This is a genomic window from Novosphingobium sp. 18050 (genome assembly GCF_902706195.1).
Classification (GTDB): domain Bacteria; phylum Pseudomonadota; class Alphaproteobacteria; order Sphingomonadales; family Sphingomonadaceae; genus Novosphingobium.
The window spans coordinates 153,066-170,165 of sequence record NZ_CACSJO010000010.1; the positions used below are offsets into that span (position 1 = coordinate 153,066).

The following is a 17,100-nucleotide window of genomic DNA, read 5'->3' on the forward strand; positions in this document are numbered from 1 at the left end:
GATCCCCCTGCTAATTTAGCCGTGACTAGGCGTCGAATCAGTGCTATTGAAACGATCAAGGTAACATACGGTAACAGGACGTCACGCAAAGCGGCGCCGGACCGCACTGTTTGAGAGAGGATGGACGATGGCTTTCACGTCGACCCCATTGACGCCGAGGATCGGGTCCGAAGTCAGGCTGGACAAGGCCGCGCTTCTGGGCGGCGCACTGGCTTCGGATATTCGCGAACTGCTGGTCTCGCGCGGCGTGCTGGTGTTTCGCGGATTGCACCTCGACGACGAGGAGCTGCGCACCGCCGCGCGTTCGCTGGGGGATCTGCGGATCGGATCGGCGAAACGCGCTGCGGACGGCAAAGTGCTGAAAGAAGGCGAAGAAGGCGTTCTCAAGGTAAGCCTCGACCCCGAGGTGAACCCGGAATACGCCAGATACCTGTTCGGCAACCTGCTGTGGCACATGGACGGCACATATGAACAGGTGCCGCCCTTCGCCACGCTCTTCACCCCGTACTGCCTCTCGCAGGAAGGCGGCGACACGATGTTCGCCAGCACTTACGCGGCCTACGAGGATTTGCCGGCTGAAGAACGCGAACGGCTGGGCACCCTGCGCGTCGTTCACACGATGCAGGCCGCGCTGTTTCCCGCCAAACGCGATTGTACCCCGGAAGAGTTCGCGATGTGGTCCAGCTACCCGCAGCGCTCGCACCCGCTGGTGTGGCAGCACAAGTCGGGGCGCAAGTCGCTGGTGCTCAGCACCTCGGCAGCCTGGGTCGAGGGAATGCACCCGGCCGAGAGCCACGACCTGCTCCAGCGGCTCATGGCCCATGCCACCCAGGAAAAATACACCTACCGGCACCAGTGGCAGCTGGGCGATCTCGCCATCTGGGACAATACCGGGATGATGCACCGCGCCATGCCTTTCGAGGCGGCAAGCAAGCGCGAGTTCCATCGGTGCACGCTCAATGGCGAGGAAGCCGTCACCGCGCCCGAGCGGGCGGTCGAAACCGCCGCGTAAAAAACAAGCGATCAGGAGAAGAAGCGATGCAGGTCGGCGTACACCTGGGCTACCAGAATCTTCATGGGCTGCCCGATTACGAATTCTTTCGCAAGGAAACCCAGCTTGCGGTCGAGGCCGAGGCGATGGGCTTCGACTTCGCGGCGATGGTAGAACACCACTTCACCGACTACGCCGCCTGCCCCGACCCGCTGCAGGCTCTAAGCTGGGTCGCGGCGAAGACGAAGACCATCAAACTGATGCCCGCCGCCGTCATCCTGCCCTGGAACGACCCGCTGCGGGTGGTCGAGAAAGTCGCGATGCTTGACGCCCTGTGCGAAGGCCGGCTGTATCTGGGCATGGGCCGGGGCGCGGCGCGCCGCGAGTTCGACAAGTTCGGCGTCACTCTCGCCGACTCGCGCGAAATGTTCGACGAAGCCGCTCTCATCATCATGGAGGGGCTGGAAACCGGCATCGTCGAGGCGAACGGCAAGTGGTACCAGCAGCCCCGCGCCGAAATCCGGCCCCGGCCGCAGGACTGGACGCGCGACCGCTGCGTGATGGTGTCGATGTCGCCATCCTCGTGCGAAATCGCCGCCGAATACGGCCTCAAGGCGCTGCGTTTCAGCCAGGGCGACTGGTCCAAGGCCATGCCCGAGATCGACAAGTACCGAAACACCTTCAAGGCCCTGCACGGCAAGACCGCGCCGCCCTTCATCATCTCGGATTTCATGGTCTGCTTCGCCGACCGCGCCAAGGTAGTCGACTATACCGACAAGTATTTTGCCGCGCAGTTCCAGCAGGTCGCGAGCCACTACGAGTTCATGAGCCCGCATTTCAAGGAGCTGCCCAGCTACGCGACCTATGCCTACATGGGCGACATGGCGGCCGCGCGCGGCGGGCCGGACAAGGCATACAAGGACTATGTGAACGGCAACCTGATCGGTACGCCGGAGGAGCTTTACGAGAAGCACCTCGAACGCAAGGCGATGGTCGGGGACTATGAGATCATCGCAAACTTCAGCTTCGGCGGCATGCCCTACGAAGACGTGTACGAACAGATGAAACTCTTTGCCGACAAGGTCATGCCGCTGCTGAAGGCAGAAGAGCCGGTGATGGCGTAGCATCGCCCGTCATTGCGAGCCGATGCAGGCGTGCCGCAATCCGGGGCAGCCCCAAACGGCCCCGGACTGCGCCGCCGGCTTCGCCTTCTCGCAATGACAACCGGCGCGCAATTGAAACGGGAGAGAAACGATGACCCAGATTTCGGCACGTACCGCCGTCGTCACCGGCGGCGGCAACGGCATCGGCATGGGGCTGGCGAAAGAACTTGCGCGGCAGGGCGCCCGGGTAGCCGTGGCGGACATCATGGCGGACAATGCCGAAAAGGTCGCCGCCATGATCCGCGCCGAGGGCGGCGAGGCCATCGCGCTCGCCTGTGACGTCTGCGACCGCGCCTCAATTCGTGAAATGAAGAACGCTGTCGATGCGGCCTTCGGCCCGGTCCAGCTGCTTTTCGCGAATGCCGGAGCCACCTCGTTCGACCCCTTGGCCGAGATGAGCGACGATGACGTCGACTGGATTCTGCAGGTCAACCTCCACGGGGTCATGAACACCACGCGCGCCTTCCTGCCCGATATGATCGCTGCGGGCGAAGGACATATATGCGCAACAGCTTCGATGGCAGGCCTGCTGCCGGGCTGGATTCCGCTCCACGCGCCCTACTCCGCTGCAAAGGCCGGGATCATCGGACTGATGATGAACCTCGGCCTCGAACTGGCCGAGCACGGCATTCATACCACCAGCTATTGTCCGGGCGGCGTCGCCACCGGGATGAAGGAGAACAACCCCCGCTACCGCCCGGCCCGCTTCGGCGGCCCCGGAGAGGGTGAACTGGAAGTCACCTCGGCCTCCAGCGTTGCCCACTCTCACGATTTCTACACGCCGGAAGCGATCGCGCCGATGGTGCTGGAGGCCGTGATGGCCAATCGCGCCTTCGTTTTCGATCACCCCGACCAGCGCACCCACTTCAGGCGTACCTATTCGGGAATTGTCGAGGCCTGCTACGATGCGGCAGACGAATGGCACGCGAAGCACGGCACGCCCGAGGCCAATCCCCAGGGCGCCAGACTGGTGCATTCGTAACGGGAGAAAAACCATGGCCCAACCAAGCATCCGCCCACTGATTGAGGGCCGCGACTTCGGCGTACGCGTCAGCGGCATCACCCTCGCCGAGACCCAGGACCAGGCAGTGCGTGACGAGATAAACGCGCTGTTCACCCGCCACGGCATGATCGTGTTCGAGAACGTGGAGCCGAGCGGGGCGATGCACGTCGCACTGTCGGATATATTCGGACCGATGAAGGACCACCCCAGCAAGGCCGTGCCGCGCGTCGACGCGAACGCCATGCCGGGCGTCATCGACATGGTGTGCCGGCCCTTTCCCGAGGGACGGATCTTTGTGGGTGGCCGCGAGGTGACACAGTGGCTGCCCTGGCACTTCGACCATGCGTACAACAACGAACTCAACCGCGCGGGGGTGCTGCGCGCGATAGACATTCCGCCCGAGGGGGGACTGACCGGCTTCGTCGACGGCATCGAACTCTACAAGCGGCTTTCTCCGGAATTGCGCGAAGCGATCGAGGGACGCAACGTGCTCTACCGCATGAACGTGGTGATGAAGGACTTCCACTTCGGCGCGCCGAAGGACTATCGCTGTCTTGCGGAAAACCCCGGCTCCGCAGCGGTGATGGAAGCCGCTCGCGGTACACCGCGCGCTGTCCATCCCGCCGTGTGGACGCGGGAGACCGGCGAAAAGGTGCTCCACGTCTCTCCCTGGATGGCAGAAGGGATCGAGGGCAACGAGACGTCCGAAGGCGCCGCGCTGCTGGATGCCGTCAGCGAAGCCATCTTCGCGCAGGCGCAGGAAGTGTCCTACTGGCACCAATGGAAGCCCACCGACATGCTGATCTGGGACAACTGGCGCGTGCTTCACGCGGTCAGCGGCCACGATCCGCAGTATGCGCGGCGCATGCAGCGAACCACGATCAAGGGGGACTACGGGCTGGGATACTTCGAGGGCGGTGCCTCCAGCGACAACAAGATCCTCGAACGGACGTACTGAGGCTGAGGCCATCGTCGTCCCGGACGTGATCCGGGACGACGATTCAGCGGCTATGCCCGCAGCAATTCCGGAAGCTTGCCCGACATGCCTCGGGCCTCGTCCATGAAGAAGCGCTTGAGCGCGGGCAGGCGCTGCACTGCGCCCATGCCCAGACGCCGCGCCGCGCTGGGCAGACGGCCCGGAATACCGAACAGGCGGGTCAGCCCGTCCGTCACCGACATCACCATGAAGGCATCGAGGCTGCGCCACTTCTCATACCGTGCGAGCATCTGCGCATCGCCGGGTTCCAGCCCCAGGCGCATGCCTTCGGTAAGGACTTCCACCAGCGCGCCGACATCGCGCAGGCCGAGGTTGAGCCCCTGCCCCGCGATCGGGTGCATCCCGTGCGCAGCATCACCGATCACCGCAAGGCGCTCGTCCACCACGCGGCCCGCATGGTGGAAGCGCAAGGGATAACTCATGCGCGGTGCCGCGAGCGAAATCGCGCCCAGCACACCCTGCATCCGCGAGGCCACCTCATTGACGAACATCGCCTCGGGCATGGCCATGACCCCGGCCGCATCCTTTTCGGCCACGGTCCAGACGAGCGCGCTGCGATGGCGCCCCTGTTCATCGTCGAGCAGCGGCAACAGCGCGAAGGGACCAGCGGGGTAGAAGATTTCCCAGGCCGTGTTTTCATGCGACTTTTCGTGGAACAGCGCCGCCACGGTGGCGCGGTGGTTGTAGTCCCACTTGGCGAGCGCAAAGCGCGCCTCGTCGCGGGTGGGCGACTGGCGGCCCTCGGCAGCCACCAGCAGCGAGCCGGTAAGTACGCGCCCGTCAGCAAGCTCAACCTCGACGCCGTGGGGACCGCGATCCCGGCGCACCGCCTCGGTCTTCACATGCCAGGCGATGGCGGGCTCCTCGCGCGCGGCGTCGAACAAGGCGATCCGCAAGTCACGATTGGCGAACATGCGGCCCAGCGAGCCTTCTTCCGGCTTGGGCGTGAAGTCGATCCGGCCGGGCTTCATCCCGTCGGTGACGGCGATGGAATCGATCGGGCAGCCGAGCGGTTTAAGCCGCCCTGCGAGGCCGATATTCGTGAACAGGTTCCAGCTCGCCGTCGAGATCGCCGAGGCGCGCGCGTCGGCGCCTTCGGCCACGAGATCGGCCGGGTCGGCCCGGTCGATAACGTGGGAAGTGATCCCGGCCCGGGCGGCGGCCAGCGCCAGCGTCATGCCAACGAGGCCGCCCCCCAGGATGATCAGGTCACGGCGTTCACCCGTGGAGGGCGTAGTGGCCGTATTCGGTGCAGTCGTATTCGAGTCGCTCATCACGAGCAGCTATCGGACTCCCCGGCGTAGATGTCGAGACATCTGCCGTCCCAAGTTCCCGCAGGTTCGCTCAGGCCCACCAGCGCGGCGAGCGTCGGCGCGATGTCCACCGTCTCCACCGGCTGCGCCTGCTCCATGCGGACCTGGCCCTTGCGCCAGAACAGCATCGGCACGCGGCGATCGTAGTCCCAGCGGCTGCCGTGGGTGGCGGTATAGCCGGGCACGGCCTTGGTGCCTGGCACGATGGCACGCTTCGTCATCATCAGCACTTCACCCGAACGCTCGGGATCGAAGGAGGCAGCAACGATCTCGATTTCGCTCCAGTCCTGCGGATTGCCCCGGGGAACCTTGACGTTTTTCAGTTCCTCCGCGGTGTAGACCCCGGAGATCTGCGGATTGGCCTTGAGCTGCCTGACCAGCTCGGCGATCACCTTCTTGCGCTGCGCCGAGGTGAGCCCTGCGTTCAGCCAGATATCACCGGAACCGCCCGCACCGTAGAGCAACGGCCCGGAGCTGGGGGTAATCTTCGTGGCTTTGGAAACAGAGGCCGAAAGCCCCTCATCGGTCAGCGACACGTCAAGGCGCGCAGCTTCGGGTACGCCCTGCAGTTTCATCCGCTCGGGCGCGTCGGCGCCGCCGTGGTCGGCGCTGAGCACGACCACATAGTCCAGCCCGCGCGCATCGAGGGCGCCAAGCAGCGTGCCGATCGTCTGGTCGAGAACGTTCATCTGGATGCACATCTCGACGCCCTCGTTGCCGTAGGCATGGCCGACCTTGTCGGTGGCAGAGTAGCTGACCGAAAGCACGTCGGGCACATCGTCCTTGCCCAGCGGCATCTCGTCGAGCAGGCGGATCGCGAGGTCGGTGGTCGCCTCATCCATACGCGGGCTGTTCGCGAAGCCCTTCATATCGCCTGCCTTGAGCGGGAAGCGGTAGGTGCCGATGGTAAAACCGCCCACATTGGTCGGCCGATCGACGTCACCGCACCAGCCCGGCACCGGCAGCTCACCGGCACCTGCGGCGACCGTGGCGGCGAGCGCCTTGTTCTCGGCCAGCGCGGCGGGGGACAGCTTGCGCCCCTCGAAGCTGGTGAAGCCCTTGCCCTTGAGCCAGTAGCCCGCATCGGCAGTGTGGCCGCTCATCATCACCACCGCGCGGTCCTTGGCCGAAACCGCTACGTTGAGGCTGGCGGGGTTCTTCTTCTTGAGCAGATCGCCCAGAGTCGGCGCCTTGAGGTGATCGGGGCTGATGACCGAATCCTCCGAGGTACTCTTCGGATTCGTCTCGTCTTCGGAACAGTAGACCTGCTTGTCCTCGCGGCCGATGCCGGGAACGAACCAGTTGTTGGCGATGATGCCCGTCCGATTGGGGTGTACGCCGGTCAGCAGGGTGGAGTGCCCGGGGCAAGTCTCGGTCGCGGCATGAGACTGGAAGCCTGAGGGGAACACCGTGCCCTGCAGCAAACGCGCGAGGCCCTTTGTGTAGCGCTCGCGGTACTGCTGGAAAAGGTCGGCGGAATACTGGTCCACCGAGATCGCCACGATCAGCTTCGGGGGCGTCTTCGGAGCGGGGGCGGCGGGAGGCGCGGCAGCGGGCGCAGTAGCGTCTGCTTCCTGCGCGAAGGCCGGAGCGGCAACGCCAAGCGCCAGGGCAACAGCGAGCGATGAAAAGGCCATCGGAAGTTTGGGGAGCCGCATTTGGGGGAGGTTCCTTGAAAAGTCTGCGCGTTGAGAGCAAATGCATCGGTGATCGGACCGCCGCCCGCGTGCATGGGTAGTGCAAGCCCATTGGCCAACACACGGGAAGCATCATGACCTCGCGCCGCTACGCCGCCCTTATGACGGTTCTATGTCAACTCACGGCGCTTTTGGGAGTCTTTCTCGCAAGTGCCCTGCCGGCCCGGGCGGCACCCACCCATATCGCGGCAGAGCTGGTCGCCGGTCCGACCGTGGACGGCAAGGCGACGCTGGCAATCCGCATGTCGCCCGAAAAAGGCTGGCACGGCTACTGGATCAATCCCGGCGACGCCGGCCTGGGCATGCAGCTGGCATGGGAGCTTCCCGAAGGCGCCAGCGTTGGCGAGCCGGCCTACCCGGTGCCCCGCACGCTGGTGGTGCAGGGGCTGATGAACCACGTCTACGAAAAGGAATATGCGGTCCTGCTGCCGGTGGCGCTGCCCGCCAAGGCGGCTGCGGGCACCCGCCTGCCGATCCGCGTCAAGGCACAGTGGCTGGCCTGTACCGAGCAGCTGTGCGTCCCCGAACGCGCCGAACTCGCCACCGAGATCGTTGTCGGCGCGGCGCCGGACAAGCAGACCGCCAAGCGCTTCGACGAGTGGACACGCGCCCTGCCCGCCCCGCTCGATGCACCTGCCGCCTTCGCGCTGACCGATAAGACCCTGCGCCTCGCCATACCCCTGCCCGCCTCGGTCAAGCTGGAGATGCCGCACCTGTTCGTGCGCGAGGACAAGCTGGTCAACTACGCTGCGGCGCAGATGTTCAGCCGCAAGGGTGACCTCCTGCTCGTAACCATCCCGCGCGCCGATTTCGCCGCCCGCGAGGCCGGGACGGTAGACGCCGTGCTGCGCCTCGACGGCTTCGGCAACGGCATCGCCCTTACCGCCATTCCCGGACCGGTAGCCACTGGCGGCGAGCCGGTGGCGAGCGATACCGAAGCGCCCGAGCTTCCCCCCCTGCCGTGGCTGCTGCTGGCGGCAGTGGCAGGCGGCCTGCTGCTCAACGTGATGCCCTGCGTCTTCCCGATCCTGTCGCTCAAGGCGCTGAGCCTGGCCCGGGCCGGCGAAAGCGAAGCCCATGCACGGATCGAAGGACTGGCCTATTCCGCCGGTGTCATCACCGCCTGCCTGATCCTCGGCGCGGGCCTGCTGGCCTTGCGCGCGGGCGGCGAGCAGGTCGGCTGGGCGTTCCAGTTGCAGGAACCGGCAGTCGTCGTCACGCTCTTCGCGCTGGCTGTGGCGATCACGGCCAACCTGCTTGGCCTGTTCGAATTCGCGGTGCCAGGATTCGCCAGCGGTGGCAGCGCGCAAGGTTCTTTCGCCACGGGCCTGCTCGCCGCTTTCGTCGCCACGCCCTGCACCGGCCCGTTCATGGCAAGCGCGATGGGTGCCGCCCTGCTCCTGCCGGTGATCCCTGCGCTGACGCTGTTCGCGGCGCTGGGCCTGGGCATCGCGCTGCCCTTCCTCGCAATCGCCTTCGTACCGGCCCTGCGTCGGCGCCTGCCCCGTCCCGGCAAGTGGATGGTCACCTTCCGCCGGATCATGGCCGTGCCCATGGCGCTGACCGCGCTGGCGCTGGCATGGCTGGTGTGGCGTCTCGGCGGCTCGGCCACGCTGTCATACGTGCTGGCGCTGGCGGCCATGCTGGTCGCACTGCTCGCGCTTGCCGGGCGAAACCAGCGTCGCGGCCGCCGGGCTCTGGTGCCTGCCTGTCTGGCTCTCGCCATCCTTGCCGTCGGTGTCCTGACGATGCCCGAACCGCAGCATCAGCCCGGCGAAACCTCGTCTATCATCAACGCAAAACCCTTCTCGGCCAACGCCCTGGCTAGGGCGCAGCGTGAGGGCAGGCCGGTCTTCGTCTGGATGACCGCCGACTGGTGCCTGACCTGCAAGGTCAACGAGGAAGTCGCCATCGAACGCGAGGACACGAAGGCGGCCTTCGAGAAGGCCGGGGTCGTCGTCCTGCGCGGCGACTGGACCCGCCGCGATCCCGAGATCACCCGCTACCTCACCGCGCAAGGTGCGGCGGGGGTGCCGCTTTACGTGTGGTACGCGAAGGGCGGAAAACCCGAGACTCTGCCGCAGGTACTGACCCCGGCGCTGCTCGCGGAAAAGGCGGGAAGTTAAGCCCCGCCTCTCCCGCGAAGGCAGGGGTGAAACATCAAGGCAGGCCGGCTTACTTCCCAGGCAGCATCGCCGTACGCTTTCCCGGCGGCTGACGCGCGCTCTGCAGCGGCGGCAAGAATCGCCGCACGGTTAAATCTGCGATGCAAGTGCATATCGGCGCGCACCGACCGACTCGAATGAGCGTCCCTTGCCAGCGCGCGGATACCGCTAGCACTGGAATTCAGGCGGCGAGCGACATTGTCCTATCGATGAGTGGCTTGCTCTCAGGACGGCACCGGACACCAATGCGGCGCCGGTGCTTTGGGGTAGATACTTTTACCCGGTTAGCACTGCCCATTATTTTACGTCCGGAAATCCGGGAACCTAGTAGCGGGAACGAGGCAATCAGGTGGGGCTACATGCAACGTTTGGACGCCGTACAAGGGTTACGCGCTGTCGCGGCCTGGTTCGTCGTGATCGCTCACGGGGCAGCCTGGGCCGGTAGCTACGGTTCGCTCGGGCTTCCGGCTCAATCGTACGATCTGCTGGGCTCACTTGGCGTTCTGATGTTCTTCACCGTCAGCGGCTTCATCATGGTCTACATCAGCCGCGGCACGTTCGGGATGCCCGGAGCCTCCGTCTCGTTTCTCCAGAAACGGTTGATCCGCATCGTCCCGCTATACTGGCTGATGACCATGCTCGCCCTGGCGGTCATCCTGCGAAATGCCGAACCCGTGGGAACGGTCCAGGTGATGCAATCGCTGCTGTTCATTCCCTACATCGTCCACGGCCATCTAATACGCCCGCTGCTCGGCGTCGGCTGGACGCTTAACTTCGAGATGTTCTTCTACGTGCTGTTCGCGGTGTCGCTTCTCGTCCGGCGCGGCCTGATGCTGCTATGTTGCACGCTGGGAGTGCTCCTCCTCACCGACCAGATTCTAAATCCCATCTGGCGCTACCATGATCCCGAAACGCTCGCGCAGGAGTGGACAGACCCTCTGCTGCTGCCATTCCTGTTGGGTATCGGTCTGGCCGTACTTCACAAATCATACCCCTCGCTGCAAAATCGGCGTCCGTTTCTGGTGCTCGCTGCCGGGTGCGTCGTCATGCTCATATTGCAGCAGGCGCTTGTCCCGGATCATAGCGCTTCTGTCTGGTGGCGGATCGCCGTGCTGGCATTGGGAGCGGTGCTCGCGTCATCGGCGATCCTTGCATCCAGCCACGTCAAAGTACCGCGCTGGCTCATCCTGGCGGGCGACTCGTCCTACAGCTTGTACCTCGTCCACCCCTTGCTGTTCGGGGTCGTCAAACGCATCGGGGGTGAAGCATTGGCACGCGAACTTCCGATCGCCGCCGTATTATTTTACGTCCTCCTGAGTACCGCGGCAGGCCTCGCCCTGCACGTCTGCCTCGAGCGACCGTTGACGCGCTGGCTGGGGCTGCGGCTGCCCCGTTCCAGGCAGGCCAAAGCCAGGCTGGAGACCGCCACCGCCTGACACGGCGCATCGGGCGCCTTCACAGAACCTCGGCCACGCCCTCAAGGCTGGCGCGCAGCTTCTCGATCGCCTGCGCTTTCAGTTGATGCACGCGCGGCACCGAAACCTGCAGTACTTCGGCGATCTCGGCCAGGTTGAGTTCCTCCACGAAGTAGAGCTGGACGATCAGCTTCAGCCGGTCCGGCAGGTCGGTGATCGCCGCGATCACCGCGCCGCGCGTTTCCTCGCCCGCCAGCATCGCGAAGCTGTCGGGCGTCTCGGCGGCGAAGGCCATGTTCTGGTCGGAATAGGCATCATCCAGCGAATCGAAGCGCAGCGGCTGGCTGGACGCGCGCAGCGAGGCCAGTTCCTGCTCGCCGATGCCCATCGCCTGCGCCAGTTCGCGCGGCTGTGGTTCACGGCCAAGGCTGCCGCGCAGGGCAGTTTCCTTCTCGGCCAGCAGGCGCCGCCGCTCTCCCGCCCCGCGCGACATCGGCAGGCTGCGGCGGATCATGTCCACCATCGCCCCGCGCACGCGCATCTTGGCGTAAGCGGCAAAGCCGTCCTCGGTCGGCCCGGCGTGCTTCTGCGCGCACTCGGTCAGCGCGACGAGGCCCGCCTGGACGAGATCCTCAAGCTCGATCCCCGGCCGTCCGCTGCCGTGGACGTGCCAGGCCTGCCGCCGCACCATCGGCAGGAAGCGTCGCACCCGGTCGGCCACGTCGCCCCGATAGGCGCGCATCGCGGCCGGAGAAGCGGACGGGGAAGCGGACGGGGAAGCGGTCGAAAAGGACATCTGGTTCATGCAGCCATGCTTTCGGCGTTTTCAGGTGCGGGAAGGCCGCGCGGTTCCTGCGGCGGAGCGGCGGCGCCGATCACGTCGATGACTTCGATCGGCTGGGTCGCGGGCAGTTCGGAAATCGAGAGGACGAGGCACCCCGGCGCGCGCAGTCGCAGCAGCGCCGCCAGCGCCCGGCGCGCGCGGGGCTGCACCACCAGCGTCAGCGGGATCGCGTGGGGGCCGCGCGCCTCGCCAAGGGCGGTGATACGCTCGCCGATCATGCGGGCGAGGTCGGGTTCGATCACCGGCTGGCCGGTGGCGGGATCGACCATGCCCTGCACGATCGCGGCCTCCAGCCCGGCATCCAGCGTCACCACCGGCAGGCGCTGGCTGGGCGGACAGACCCGCCCGACGATCAGCGCGCCAAGATCGGCCCGCACCAGTTCGACCAGGCGATCATGGTCCACAGTCTGCTGGACGGCGCGTGAGAGGCTGGCAAAGATCGGCACCAGATGCGCGATCGGAATGTAGTCCTCCAGCAGCGCGCGCAGCAGGCGGGTGACGCCCGCAAGGCCCAGCGGCGCGGGGTACACCGTCTCGACCAGACCGGCGGAATGCTCCTTGAGCGATTCGATCAGCGCCCGCACCTGATCGGGGCCAAGCAGATCCTGCGGGCGGGCCGAGAGCAACTGGTTAAGGTGCGTGGCGATGACGGTGCCGGGATCGACGGTCAGGAACCCCTCGGCGGTGGCGTGGTCGCGCGCGGCGGGGTCGATCCACAGGGCGGGGCAGCCGAAGCTGGGATCCCAGGTCGCCTCGCCGCGCAGGGCGTGACGGGGACTGGCCTCACCCGCATCGATGGCGAGCACCTTGTCGGCCCGGATCGCGGCGCCGCCCAGGTTCACGCCGCCCAGCACGATCCGGTACTCGTGCGGCGGCATGTCCAGCGCATCGCGCACCCGGAACTGCGGCATGATGAAACCGAACGATTGGCTGAGTTGCTTGCGCACCCCTGTAACCCGCGTGACCAGCGGCGATCCGCGCCGCTCGTCCACCAGTTGCACAAGGCCGTAACCCAGTTCGATGGTGACAAGGGTGTGGTCGGAAACGTCCTCCAGCTCGATCCGCGAGGGGTCTGCGGGGGCGGCAGGTTCCGCCACTTCGACCGAGGCGATAAGGGCGCGTTCGGCGCGCTTTCGCAGGGCATACCACATCCATCCCGCCAGCGCGGCGGCGGGCAGGAAGATGCTCTGCGGCATGGCCGGGATCATGCCCATCGCGCCCAGCACCACGGCCACCGGCAACCACGTGCCGGGAGCGGCAAACTGGTTGCCGATCTGCCCGGCAAGATCGCGGCTGTCGGAGACGCGGGTGACGATGACCGCAGCGGCGATCGACAGCAGCAGCGAGGGCACCTGCGCCACCAGCGCATCGCCGATGGCCAGCGTGATATACGTCTGCGCGGCCTGCGTCGCGGTCAGTCCGTGGCTTATCATGCCCAGGCAGAAGCCGGCGATGATGTTGACGCCCAGGATCAGCAGCGCGGCGATCGCGTCGCCCTTCACGAACTTCGAGGAACCGTCCATCGAGCCGTAGAAGTCGGCCTCGGTCGCCACTTCGCGGCGGCGTGCCTTGGCTTCGTCGGCGGTCATCAGCCCGGCGGCGAGGTCGGCGTCGATAGCCATCTGCTTGCCCGGCAGCGCATCGAGCGTAAAGCGCGCGGACACTTCCGAAACGCGCCCCGCGCCCTTGGTCACCACCACCATGTTGATGATGACAAGGATCAGGAACACGAAGATGCCGACCGCGAAATTGCCGCCGATGAGGAAGGCGCCAAAGGCCTCGATCACCTTGCCGGCGGCCGCCTCGCCCTCGTGCCCGTGAACCAGCACCACGCGGGTGGAAGCGACGTTGAGCGACAGGCGCAGCAGCGTGGCGAACAGCAGGACCGAGGGGAAGGCCGAGAAATCGAGCGGCTTTTCCGCATTCATCGCCGCCATCAGCACCGCCACCGACAAAGCGATGTTGAGCACGAAGGCCACGTCCAGCACGAAAGCCGGCACCGGCACGATCATCAGCACGATGAGCACGAGAATGCCCGCCGGCAGCGCGATGGCTCCGGCGTTTCGAATACGTCCCAGCAGGTTCACAGACCAAGCCTCGCCAGCTTGGAGTAAGCATCGCGGACATGTCCACTGGCGGCTGAGCCGGACGTACCGAAGGCGACTTGCAGGGTGTCTGCCATCGAGCGCTGGCCTGCGGCGGCAGCGGCGGGAAGCCCTGCATTGAACTCGCGCGCGATGGGGCCGGAGGGCTGGTAGCTGGCGGCTTCCATGGCGACGTTCTCATACCCGAGGCTGGGCGAGCCGGGTGTCCATTCCCCGCCAATGCCGGGCGGGAAGTCGTCCTCCATCGCGCCCGCGACTTTGCCCCGCATCAGCGCCATGACCGACCCGACCGAGCGCGGCGCGCCGCCCGAGAAGAAGATGCCGCGATTGGCGGCAGCGGCCTTGGGCAGGATACCCGCCGCGCTCTGGTTCGGGTTCTGGGCCAGGGCTTCGAGGAACTGCCCCGCCCCCGCCGAGCCAAGGAAATGTGCGAGGTAGAGTTCGGCGGCGTCAGGTTCCCGGCCAAGGCGCGCGGTAAGGTCGTCGCGGTTGTCGGCGGCGAGTTCGCCCGCCATCAGCGCCGAAACCTGCGGATCGTAGCGCATCCCCATGACCTGCGCCCGCGTGGCAGCATCGAGCGTGCCGCCCTGGATAGCGTCGCTGGCCCAGCCCATGCCGTGTTCGGCGCCGTGGCGGCCCATCGTGGCAAGCCAGGTCCCGGCGGTGAACTGGTACAGCCCCGCCGCGCTGGACGTGGCGGCGCGGGCGCTGGGATCGAAGCTCGATTCCAGCTTGGCCTGCGCCATGAGGTACTGGAAATCGACGCCGGTGGCCTCGGCCGCATGGGCGATCGCGGCGCGTACCTGCGAGCCGCCGGATACGGCGCGGGTGGCAATGCCTGCGAAGACTTGTCCGTCGCTCAAACCAAAACTCCCGGCACACCATGTACCGGGAGCGTTTCAGCAAGAGCCGTGCCAGATTTCCAAGCGCGTCCGGGCGGTCAGCCCCTGGCCGCCATCGCGTAGCCCGGCGGGATGCGGTAGAGCTGCGGGCTGCCGGTCAGCGCGTTCAACCGCCGCGTCACATTCGCCGCGATGATGTTGCGGACCTGCCGGTTCACCTCGTTCAGCCGCCGCGCGGCGTCCAGCATGGAGCGGCATTCCTCATCCAGATGGATCGCGCCCAGACTATCCAGCGCCCCGCACAGGCGGTCCTTGTCGAATGTGGTCCCGACGATCGCGTCGAGGTCCAGACCGGCAAGGGCCTGCCGCTCGTCTTCCAGAACGGCAAGCATTTGCCGCAGGGCACCGCTAAGCTCGCTTGGGCGAAGTTGGGAAGTCGGCATTTAGTGGGCACTCCTGAGCAACATGCCGGCCGCGATCATGGCGTCGGCGATCTTGGCCGGAACCACGGGGTAATTGCCCGATTCCACCGCCTTGCGGATCAGTGCGACCCGGTCGGTGTCGATGGGGGCAGCCCCCGCGTTCAAGGCCTGCGATGTCTCCACGGCCGGAGCCGCCGAGACGGAAGTGGTTGTCCGGGCCTTCGCCACCGCATCGGCGGCGTTGACCGTGGTCGTGTCACCGCCCGTCACATGGGCCAGCCGGGTATCGACTGCGCCGATGCGCTGCGCGGATCCCAGTTCGATAGGTGGCATGTGCCGCTCCTTGAGATGTCCTGTCTTCCAGAACGACATCGGCGCGGCAGTTTAAAGGGGACGGGCGGCAGGTTTTTGCCAGTTGCCGGTTGCCGGCAGGATTTGCGGTCAGGGCAAGGGCACGGAAACCAGCCCCGGCCGCTCGACCCGCGCGCGCATCATCTGGTTGCGGGCGGCAAGGCTGGCGCCGGGAGCCGCAAGTGGCCGGACCCGGATCCAGCCGCCTACGGGGCCGGATTCCATCGCCTCGCCGGGTTGGGACACGGTGAAGCCATCGCCCGAAACGGCTATCGCGATGGCATCGCCGCGCGAAATGACGGCGGGGCCGCCCGCGCCGGCTCCGTTGCTGCGGACCGGCACGAACAGCCGCCAGCCGGAGGGGTCGCCGCACTGGACGACGACGCTGTCCTGCGCCTGCGTGCGCCACGACATGGCGATGCCGGCATGGCAGGGTTGAAGGCGCAGGCGGCGATCCACCGGGGTTGACGCGCCGCCCATCTCGCCTGCCGGGGCGCCGGTGAAGCTCGCGATCTGGCGGTCTATGGCGTCGAGATCAGCGAACTGCGCCGAAACGGCAGTAGCAAGGAGGAACAGACTGGCGGGCATTCGGATACCTTTGCGCGTAAGGAAGCTACCGCCCCCTCACAGCAAGTCCCGTGCCAGCTTCTCAGCGCCCCGGCACGTCATAGGCCAGTGCGACACGCGCGGGACCAGCGCCCGGCTCCACCACGATGCGCGCGGCGCGGCCTTGCGCCCCGGCTTCGGCAAGCAGCCGCGCAGCCTGGGTCAGAGCCGCCTCGCGCGCGCCGGGAGCGGCGCCGTAGCGGGCAGTTATGGTGAGTTGCTGGCGTGGGTCGGCCGCCTGCTGCTCCAGCCACACGCCCAGCGGCGGGGCATCGGCAGCGGCGTGGTAGACCGCGAGAGGTTCGGATTGCGCGGAGGGATGGGCGTCAGCCTTTGCCTGCTCAGCCGGGCGATTTTGCAGCGAGGCGGCGCTCAGCATGAACAGGATCAGGGACAGGTCGGCCAGCGACGTCTGCCAACCGAACGAACTGGTGCCTTTCACCGCTTGCCCCCACCCGGCAAAGCGCCCGCGACCTGGCTTTCAAGCCAGTCGAGCACGCGCTGACGCTCATGCTCCTCCTGCGCCGCGCGGCGGGCGATCATGCGCGCGAGCGGCGCGAACAGGAGGTTGCCCAGTAGCAGCCCGTAAAGCGTGGTCAGCACAGCCATGGAAATGGCACTGGTGAAGTCGGACGCCGCGCCGGGATCGGCTGGCAGGCGGGTCAGCGCGACCAGCGTACCGGCGAGGCCGAACACCGGCGAAAGTTCAGCCGCCTGCTCCAGCGTGCGCACCGCGCGGCGGCTCTGGTCGACACGGCGGCGCTTGTGCGAGGCGTGGGCGCCCTGCAGCCCCCCCATGGAACGCGAGCCGATCAGCGCATCGGTGACGGCATCGAATTCCTCGTCGCCGAAGTGGTGGGGTTCGGCGCGGATGACACCGTCCTGCTGAATTTCCTGGACCTGCGGAGCCAGCTCAGCCCGCGCCTGGGCGCTGCGAAAGCGCGGGCGCAACAACCGGGCCACTCCGGCGAAGGCCATGCGGGTATCCCACACACCACAGCGAAGCACGGTGGCAAGGCAGGTGCCCCCGACGACGATCGCGGCGCCGGCAGGGTCGAACAGGGTGTGGGAGATCATCGGCCGTACTCCATTTGAAGCAGAGAACGGGGCGGCAAGCGGCAAATTCAGCCTCGGGCGGGCATTTGCCGGTGGGCGGCAAAGGCTTGCCGGTCGGTGGGTTGGGGGG

General features: G+C 66.5%; 16 protein-coding genes. 6 read left to right on the plus strand and 10 right to left on the minus strand.

Going from position 1 to position 17,100, the window contains the following annotated elements:
• Nucleotides 1–127: 127 nt before the first annotated feature.
• The 4 genes from GVL61_RS12255 to GVL61_RS12270 all read left to right on the plus strand — a co-directional run bounded on the left by GVL61_RS12255 (nucleotide 128) and on the right by GVL61_RS12270 (nucleotide 4,115).
• Nucleotides 128–1,012 carry a TauD/TfdA family dioxygenase gene (locus tag GVL61_RS12255; RefSeq protein ID WP_159980389.1) on the plus strand — a complete coding sequence of 295 codons (885 nt, stop codon included), beginning with the start codon at nucleotides 128–130 and terminating at the stop codon, nucleotides 1,010–1,012.
• Nucleotides 1,013–1,038: 26 nt separating this feature from the next.
• Nucleotides 1,039–2,115: an LLM class flavin-dependent oxidoreductase gene (locus tag GVL61_RS12260; RefSeq protein WP_159980391.1), complete on the plus strand. Its 1,077-nt coding sequence runs from the start codon at nucleotides 1,039–1,041 to the stop codon at nucleotides 2,113–2,115.
• Nucleotides 2,116–2,245: 130 nt separating this feature from the next.
• On the plus strand, nucleotides 2,246–3,136 hold the full coding sequence (locus GVL61_RS12265; protein ID WP_159980393.1) for an SDR family NAD(P)-dependent oxidoreductase: 891 nt from the start codon (nucleotides 2,246–2,248) through the stop codon (nucleotides 3,134–3,136).
• Nucleotides 3,137–3,149: 13 nt separating this feature from the next.
• On the plus strand, nucleotides 3,150–4,115 hold the full coding sequence (locus GVL61_RS12270; RefSeq protein WP_159980395.1) for a TauD/TfdA family dioxygenase: 966 nt from the start codon (nucleotides 3,150–3,152) through the stop codon (nucleotides 4,113–4,115).
• A gap of 50 nt (nucleotides 4,116–4,165) precedes the next feature.
• Here GVL61_RS12270 and GVL61_RS12275 read toward each other — a convergent pair whose 3' ends face one another.
• Both GVL61_RS12275 and GVL61_RS12280 read right to left on the minus strand, forming a co-directional pair.
• Nucleotides 4,166–5,428: an FAD-dependent monooxygenase gene (locus tag GVL61_RS12275; protein WP_159980397.1), complete on the minus strand. Its 1,263-nt coding sequence runs from the start codon at nucleotides 5,426–5,428 to the stop codon at nucleotides 4,166–4,168.
• Complete coding sequence (locus GVL61_RS12280; protein ID WP_159980399.1) at nucleotides 5,428–7,125, minus strand: alkaline phosphatase family protein; 1,698 nt, start codon at nucleotides 7,123–7,125, stop codon at nucleotides 5,428–5,430. Before GVL61_RS12280 ends, GVL61_RS12275 begins: the two co-directional genes overlap by 1 nt.
• 113 nt (nucleotides 7,126–7,238) lie before the next feature.
• Here GVL61_RS12280 and GVL61_RS12285 point away from each other — a divergent pair, with 113 nt between their 5' ends.
• Both GVL61_RS12285 and GVL61_RS12290 read left to right on the plus strand, forming a co-directional pair.
• Nucleotides 7,239–9,290: a protein-disulfide reductase DsbD gene (locus GVL61_RS12285; RefSeq protein WP_159980401.1), complete on the plus strand. Its 2,052-nt coding sequence runs from the start codon at nucleotides 7,239–7,241 to the stop codon at nucleotides 9,288–9,290.
• 398 nt (nucleotides 9,291–9,688) lie between these two features.
• Entirely contained in the window at nucleotides 9,689–10,765 is a 1,077-nt protein-coding gene (locus GVL61_RS12290; RefSeq protein ID WP_159980403.1) for an acyltransferase, read from the plus strand.
• A 19-nt stretch (nucleotides 10,766–10,784) separates the two neighbouring features.
• Here the strand turns inward: GVL61_RS12290 and GVL61_RS12295 are convergent, their stop codons facing one another.
• The 8 genes from GVL61_RS12295 to GVL61_RS12330 form a co-directional block, all read right to left on the minus strand.
• The gene (locus GVL61_RS12295) at nucleotides 10,785–11,540 is read right to left on the minus strand and encodes a sigma-70 family RNA polymerase sigma factor (RefSeq protein ID WP_368667122.1); all 756 of its coding nucleotides are present in this window, start codon (nucleotides 11,538–11,540) and stop codon (nucleotides 10,785–10,787) included.
• 5 nt (nucleotides 11,541–11,545) lie between these two features.
• A complete protein-coding gene (locus GVL61_RS12300) occupies nucleotides 11,546–13,675 on the minus strand; it encodes a flagellar biosynthesis protein FlhA (protein ID WP_159980407.1) in 2,130 nt (709 codons plus the stop codon).
• Entirely contained in the window at nucleotides 13,672–14,556 is an 885-nt protein-coding gene (locus GVL61_RS12305) for a transglycosylase SLT domain-containing protein (RefSeq protein ID WP_235037658.1), read from the minus strand. The genes GVL61_RS12300 and GVL61_RS12305 overlap by 4 nt, the downstream gene beginning before the upstream one ends.
• 77 nt (nucleotides 14,557–14,633) lie before the next feature.
• Nucleotides 14,634–14,978: a flagellar protein FlgN gene (locus GVL61_RS12310; protein WP_159980409.1), complete on the minus strand. Its 345-nt coding sequence runs from the start codon at nucleotides 14,976–14,978 to the stop codon at nucleotides 14,634–14,636.
• Nucleotides 14,979–15,290, minus strand: coding sequence for a flagellar biosynthesis anti-sigma factor FlgM (gene flgM / locus GVL61_RS12315; RefSeq protein ID WP_159980411.1), 312 nt, complete (start codon nucleotides 15,288–15,290; stop codon nucleotides 14,979–14,981).
• A 108-nt stretch (nucleotides 15,291–15,398) separates the two neighbouring features.
• Nucleotides 15,399–15,896, minus strand: coding sequence for a flagella basal body P-ring formation protein FlgA (locus GVL61_RS12320; RefSeq protein WP_159980413.1), 498 nt, complete (start codon nucleotides 15,894–15,896; stop codon nucleotides 15,399–15,401).
• 61 nt (nucleotides 15,897–15,957) lie between these two features.
• Nucleotides 15,958–16,356 (minus strand): hypothetical protein, encoded by a 399-nt coding sequence (locus GVL61_RS12325; protein ID WP_159980415.1) that lies wholly within the window; start codon nucleotides 16,354–16,356, stop codon nucleotides 15,958–15,960.
• Nucleotides 16,353–16,991 (minus strand): MotA/TolQ/ExbB proton channel family protein, encoded by a 639-nt coding sequence (locus GVL61_RS12330; protein ID WP_159980417.1) that lies wholly within the window; start codon nucleotides 16,989–16,991, stop codon nucleotides 16,353–16,355. Before GVL61_RS12330 ends, GVL61_RS12325 begins: the two co-directional genes overlap by 4 nt.
• Nucleotides 16,992–17,100: the final 109 nt, after the last annotated feature.

What these genes read in the sequence shown, in the direction of transcription:
- GVL61_RS12255 (WP_159980389.1), top strand. Translation starts at nt 128, where the DNA reads ATGGCTTTCACGTCGACCCCATTGACGCCGAGGATCGGGTCCGAAGTC.
- GVL61_RS12260 (WP_159980391.1), top strand. Translation starts at nt 1,039, where the DNA reads ATGCAGGTCGGCGTACACCTGGGCTACCAGAATCTTCATGGGCTGCCC.
- GVL61_RS12265 (WP_159980393.1), top strand. Translation starts at nt 2,246, where the DNA reads ATGACCCAGATTTCGGCACGTACCGCCGTCGTCACCGGCGGCGGCAAC.
- GVL61_RS12270 (WP_159980395.1), top strand. Translation starts at nt 3,150, where the DNA reads ATGGCCCAACCAAGCATCCGCCCACTGATTGAGGGCCGCGACTTCGGC.
- GVL61_RS12275 (WP_159980397.1), bottom strand. Translation starts at nt 5,428, where the DNA reads ATGAGCGACTCGAATACGACTGCACCGAATACGGCCACTACGCCCTCC.
- GVL61_RS12280 (WP_159980399.1), bottom strand. Translation starts at nt 7,125, where the DNA reads ATGCGGCTCCCCAAACTTCCGATGGCCTTTTCATCGCTCGCTGTTGCC.
- GVL61_RS12285 (WP_159980401.1), top strand. Translation starts at nt 7,239, where the DNA reads ATGACCTCGCGCCGCTACGCCGCCCTTATGACGGTTCTATGTCAACTC.
- GVL61_RS12290 (WP_159980403.1), top strand. Translation starts at nt 9,689, where the DNA reads ATGCAACGTTTGGACGCCGTACAAGGGTTACGCGCTGTCGCGGCCTGG.
- GVL61_RS12295 (WP_368667122.1), bottom strand. Translation starts at nt 11,540, where the DNA reads ATGTCCTTTTCGACCGCTTCCCCGTCCGCTTCCCCGTCCGCTTCTCCG.
- GVL61_RS12310 (WP_159980409.1), bottom strand. Translation starts at nt 14,978, where the DNA reads ATGCCGACTTCCCAACTTCGCCCAAGCGAGCTTAGCGGTGCCCTGCGG.
- flgM (WP_159980411.1), bottom strand. Translation starts at nt 15,290, where the DNA reads ATGCCACCTATCGAACTGGGATCCGCGCAGCGCATCGGCGCAGTCGAT.
- GVL61_RS12320 (WP_159980413.1), bottom strand. Translation starts at nt 15,896, where the DNA reads ATGCCCGCCAGTCTGTTCCTCCTTGCTACTGCCGTTTCGGCGCAGTTC.
- GVL61_RS12330 (WP_159980417.1), bottom strand. Translation starts at nt 16,991, where the DNA reads ATGATCTCCCACACCCTGTTCGACCCTGCCGGCGCCGCGATCGTCGTC.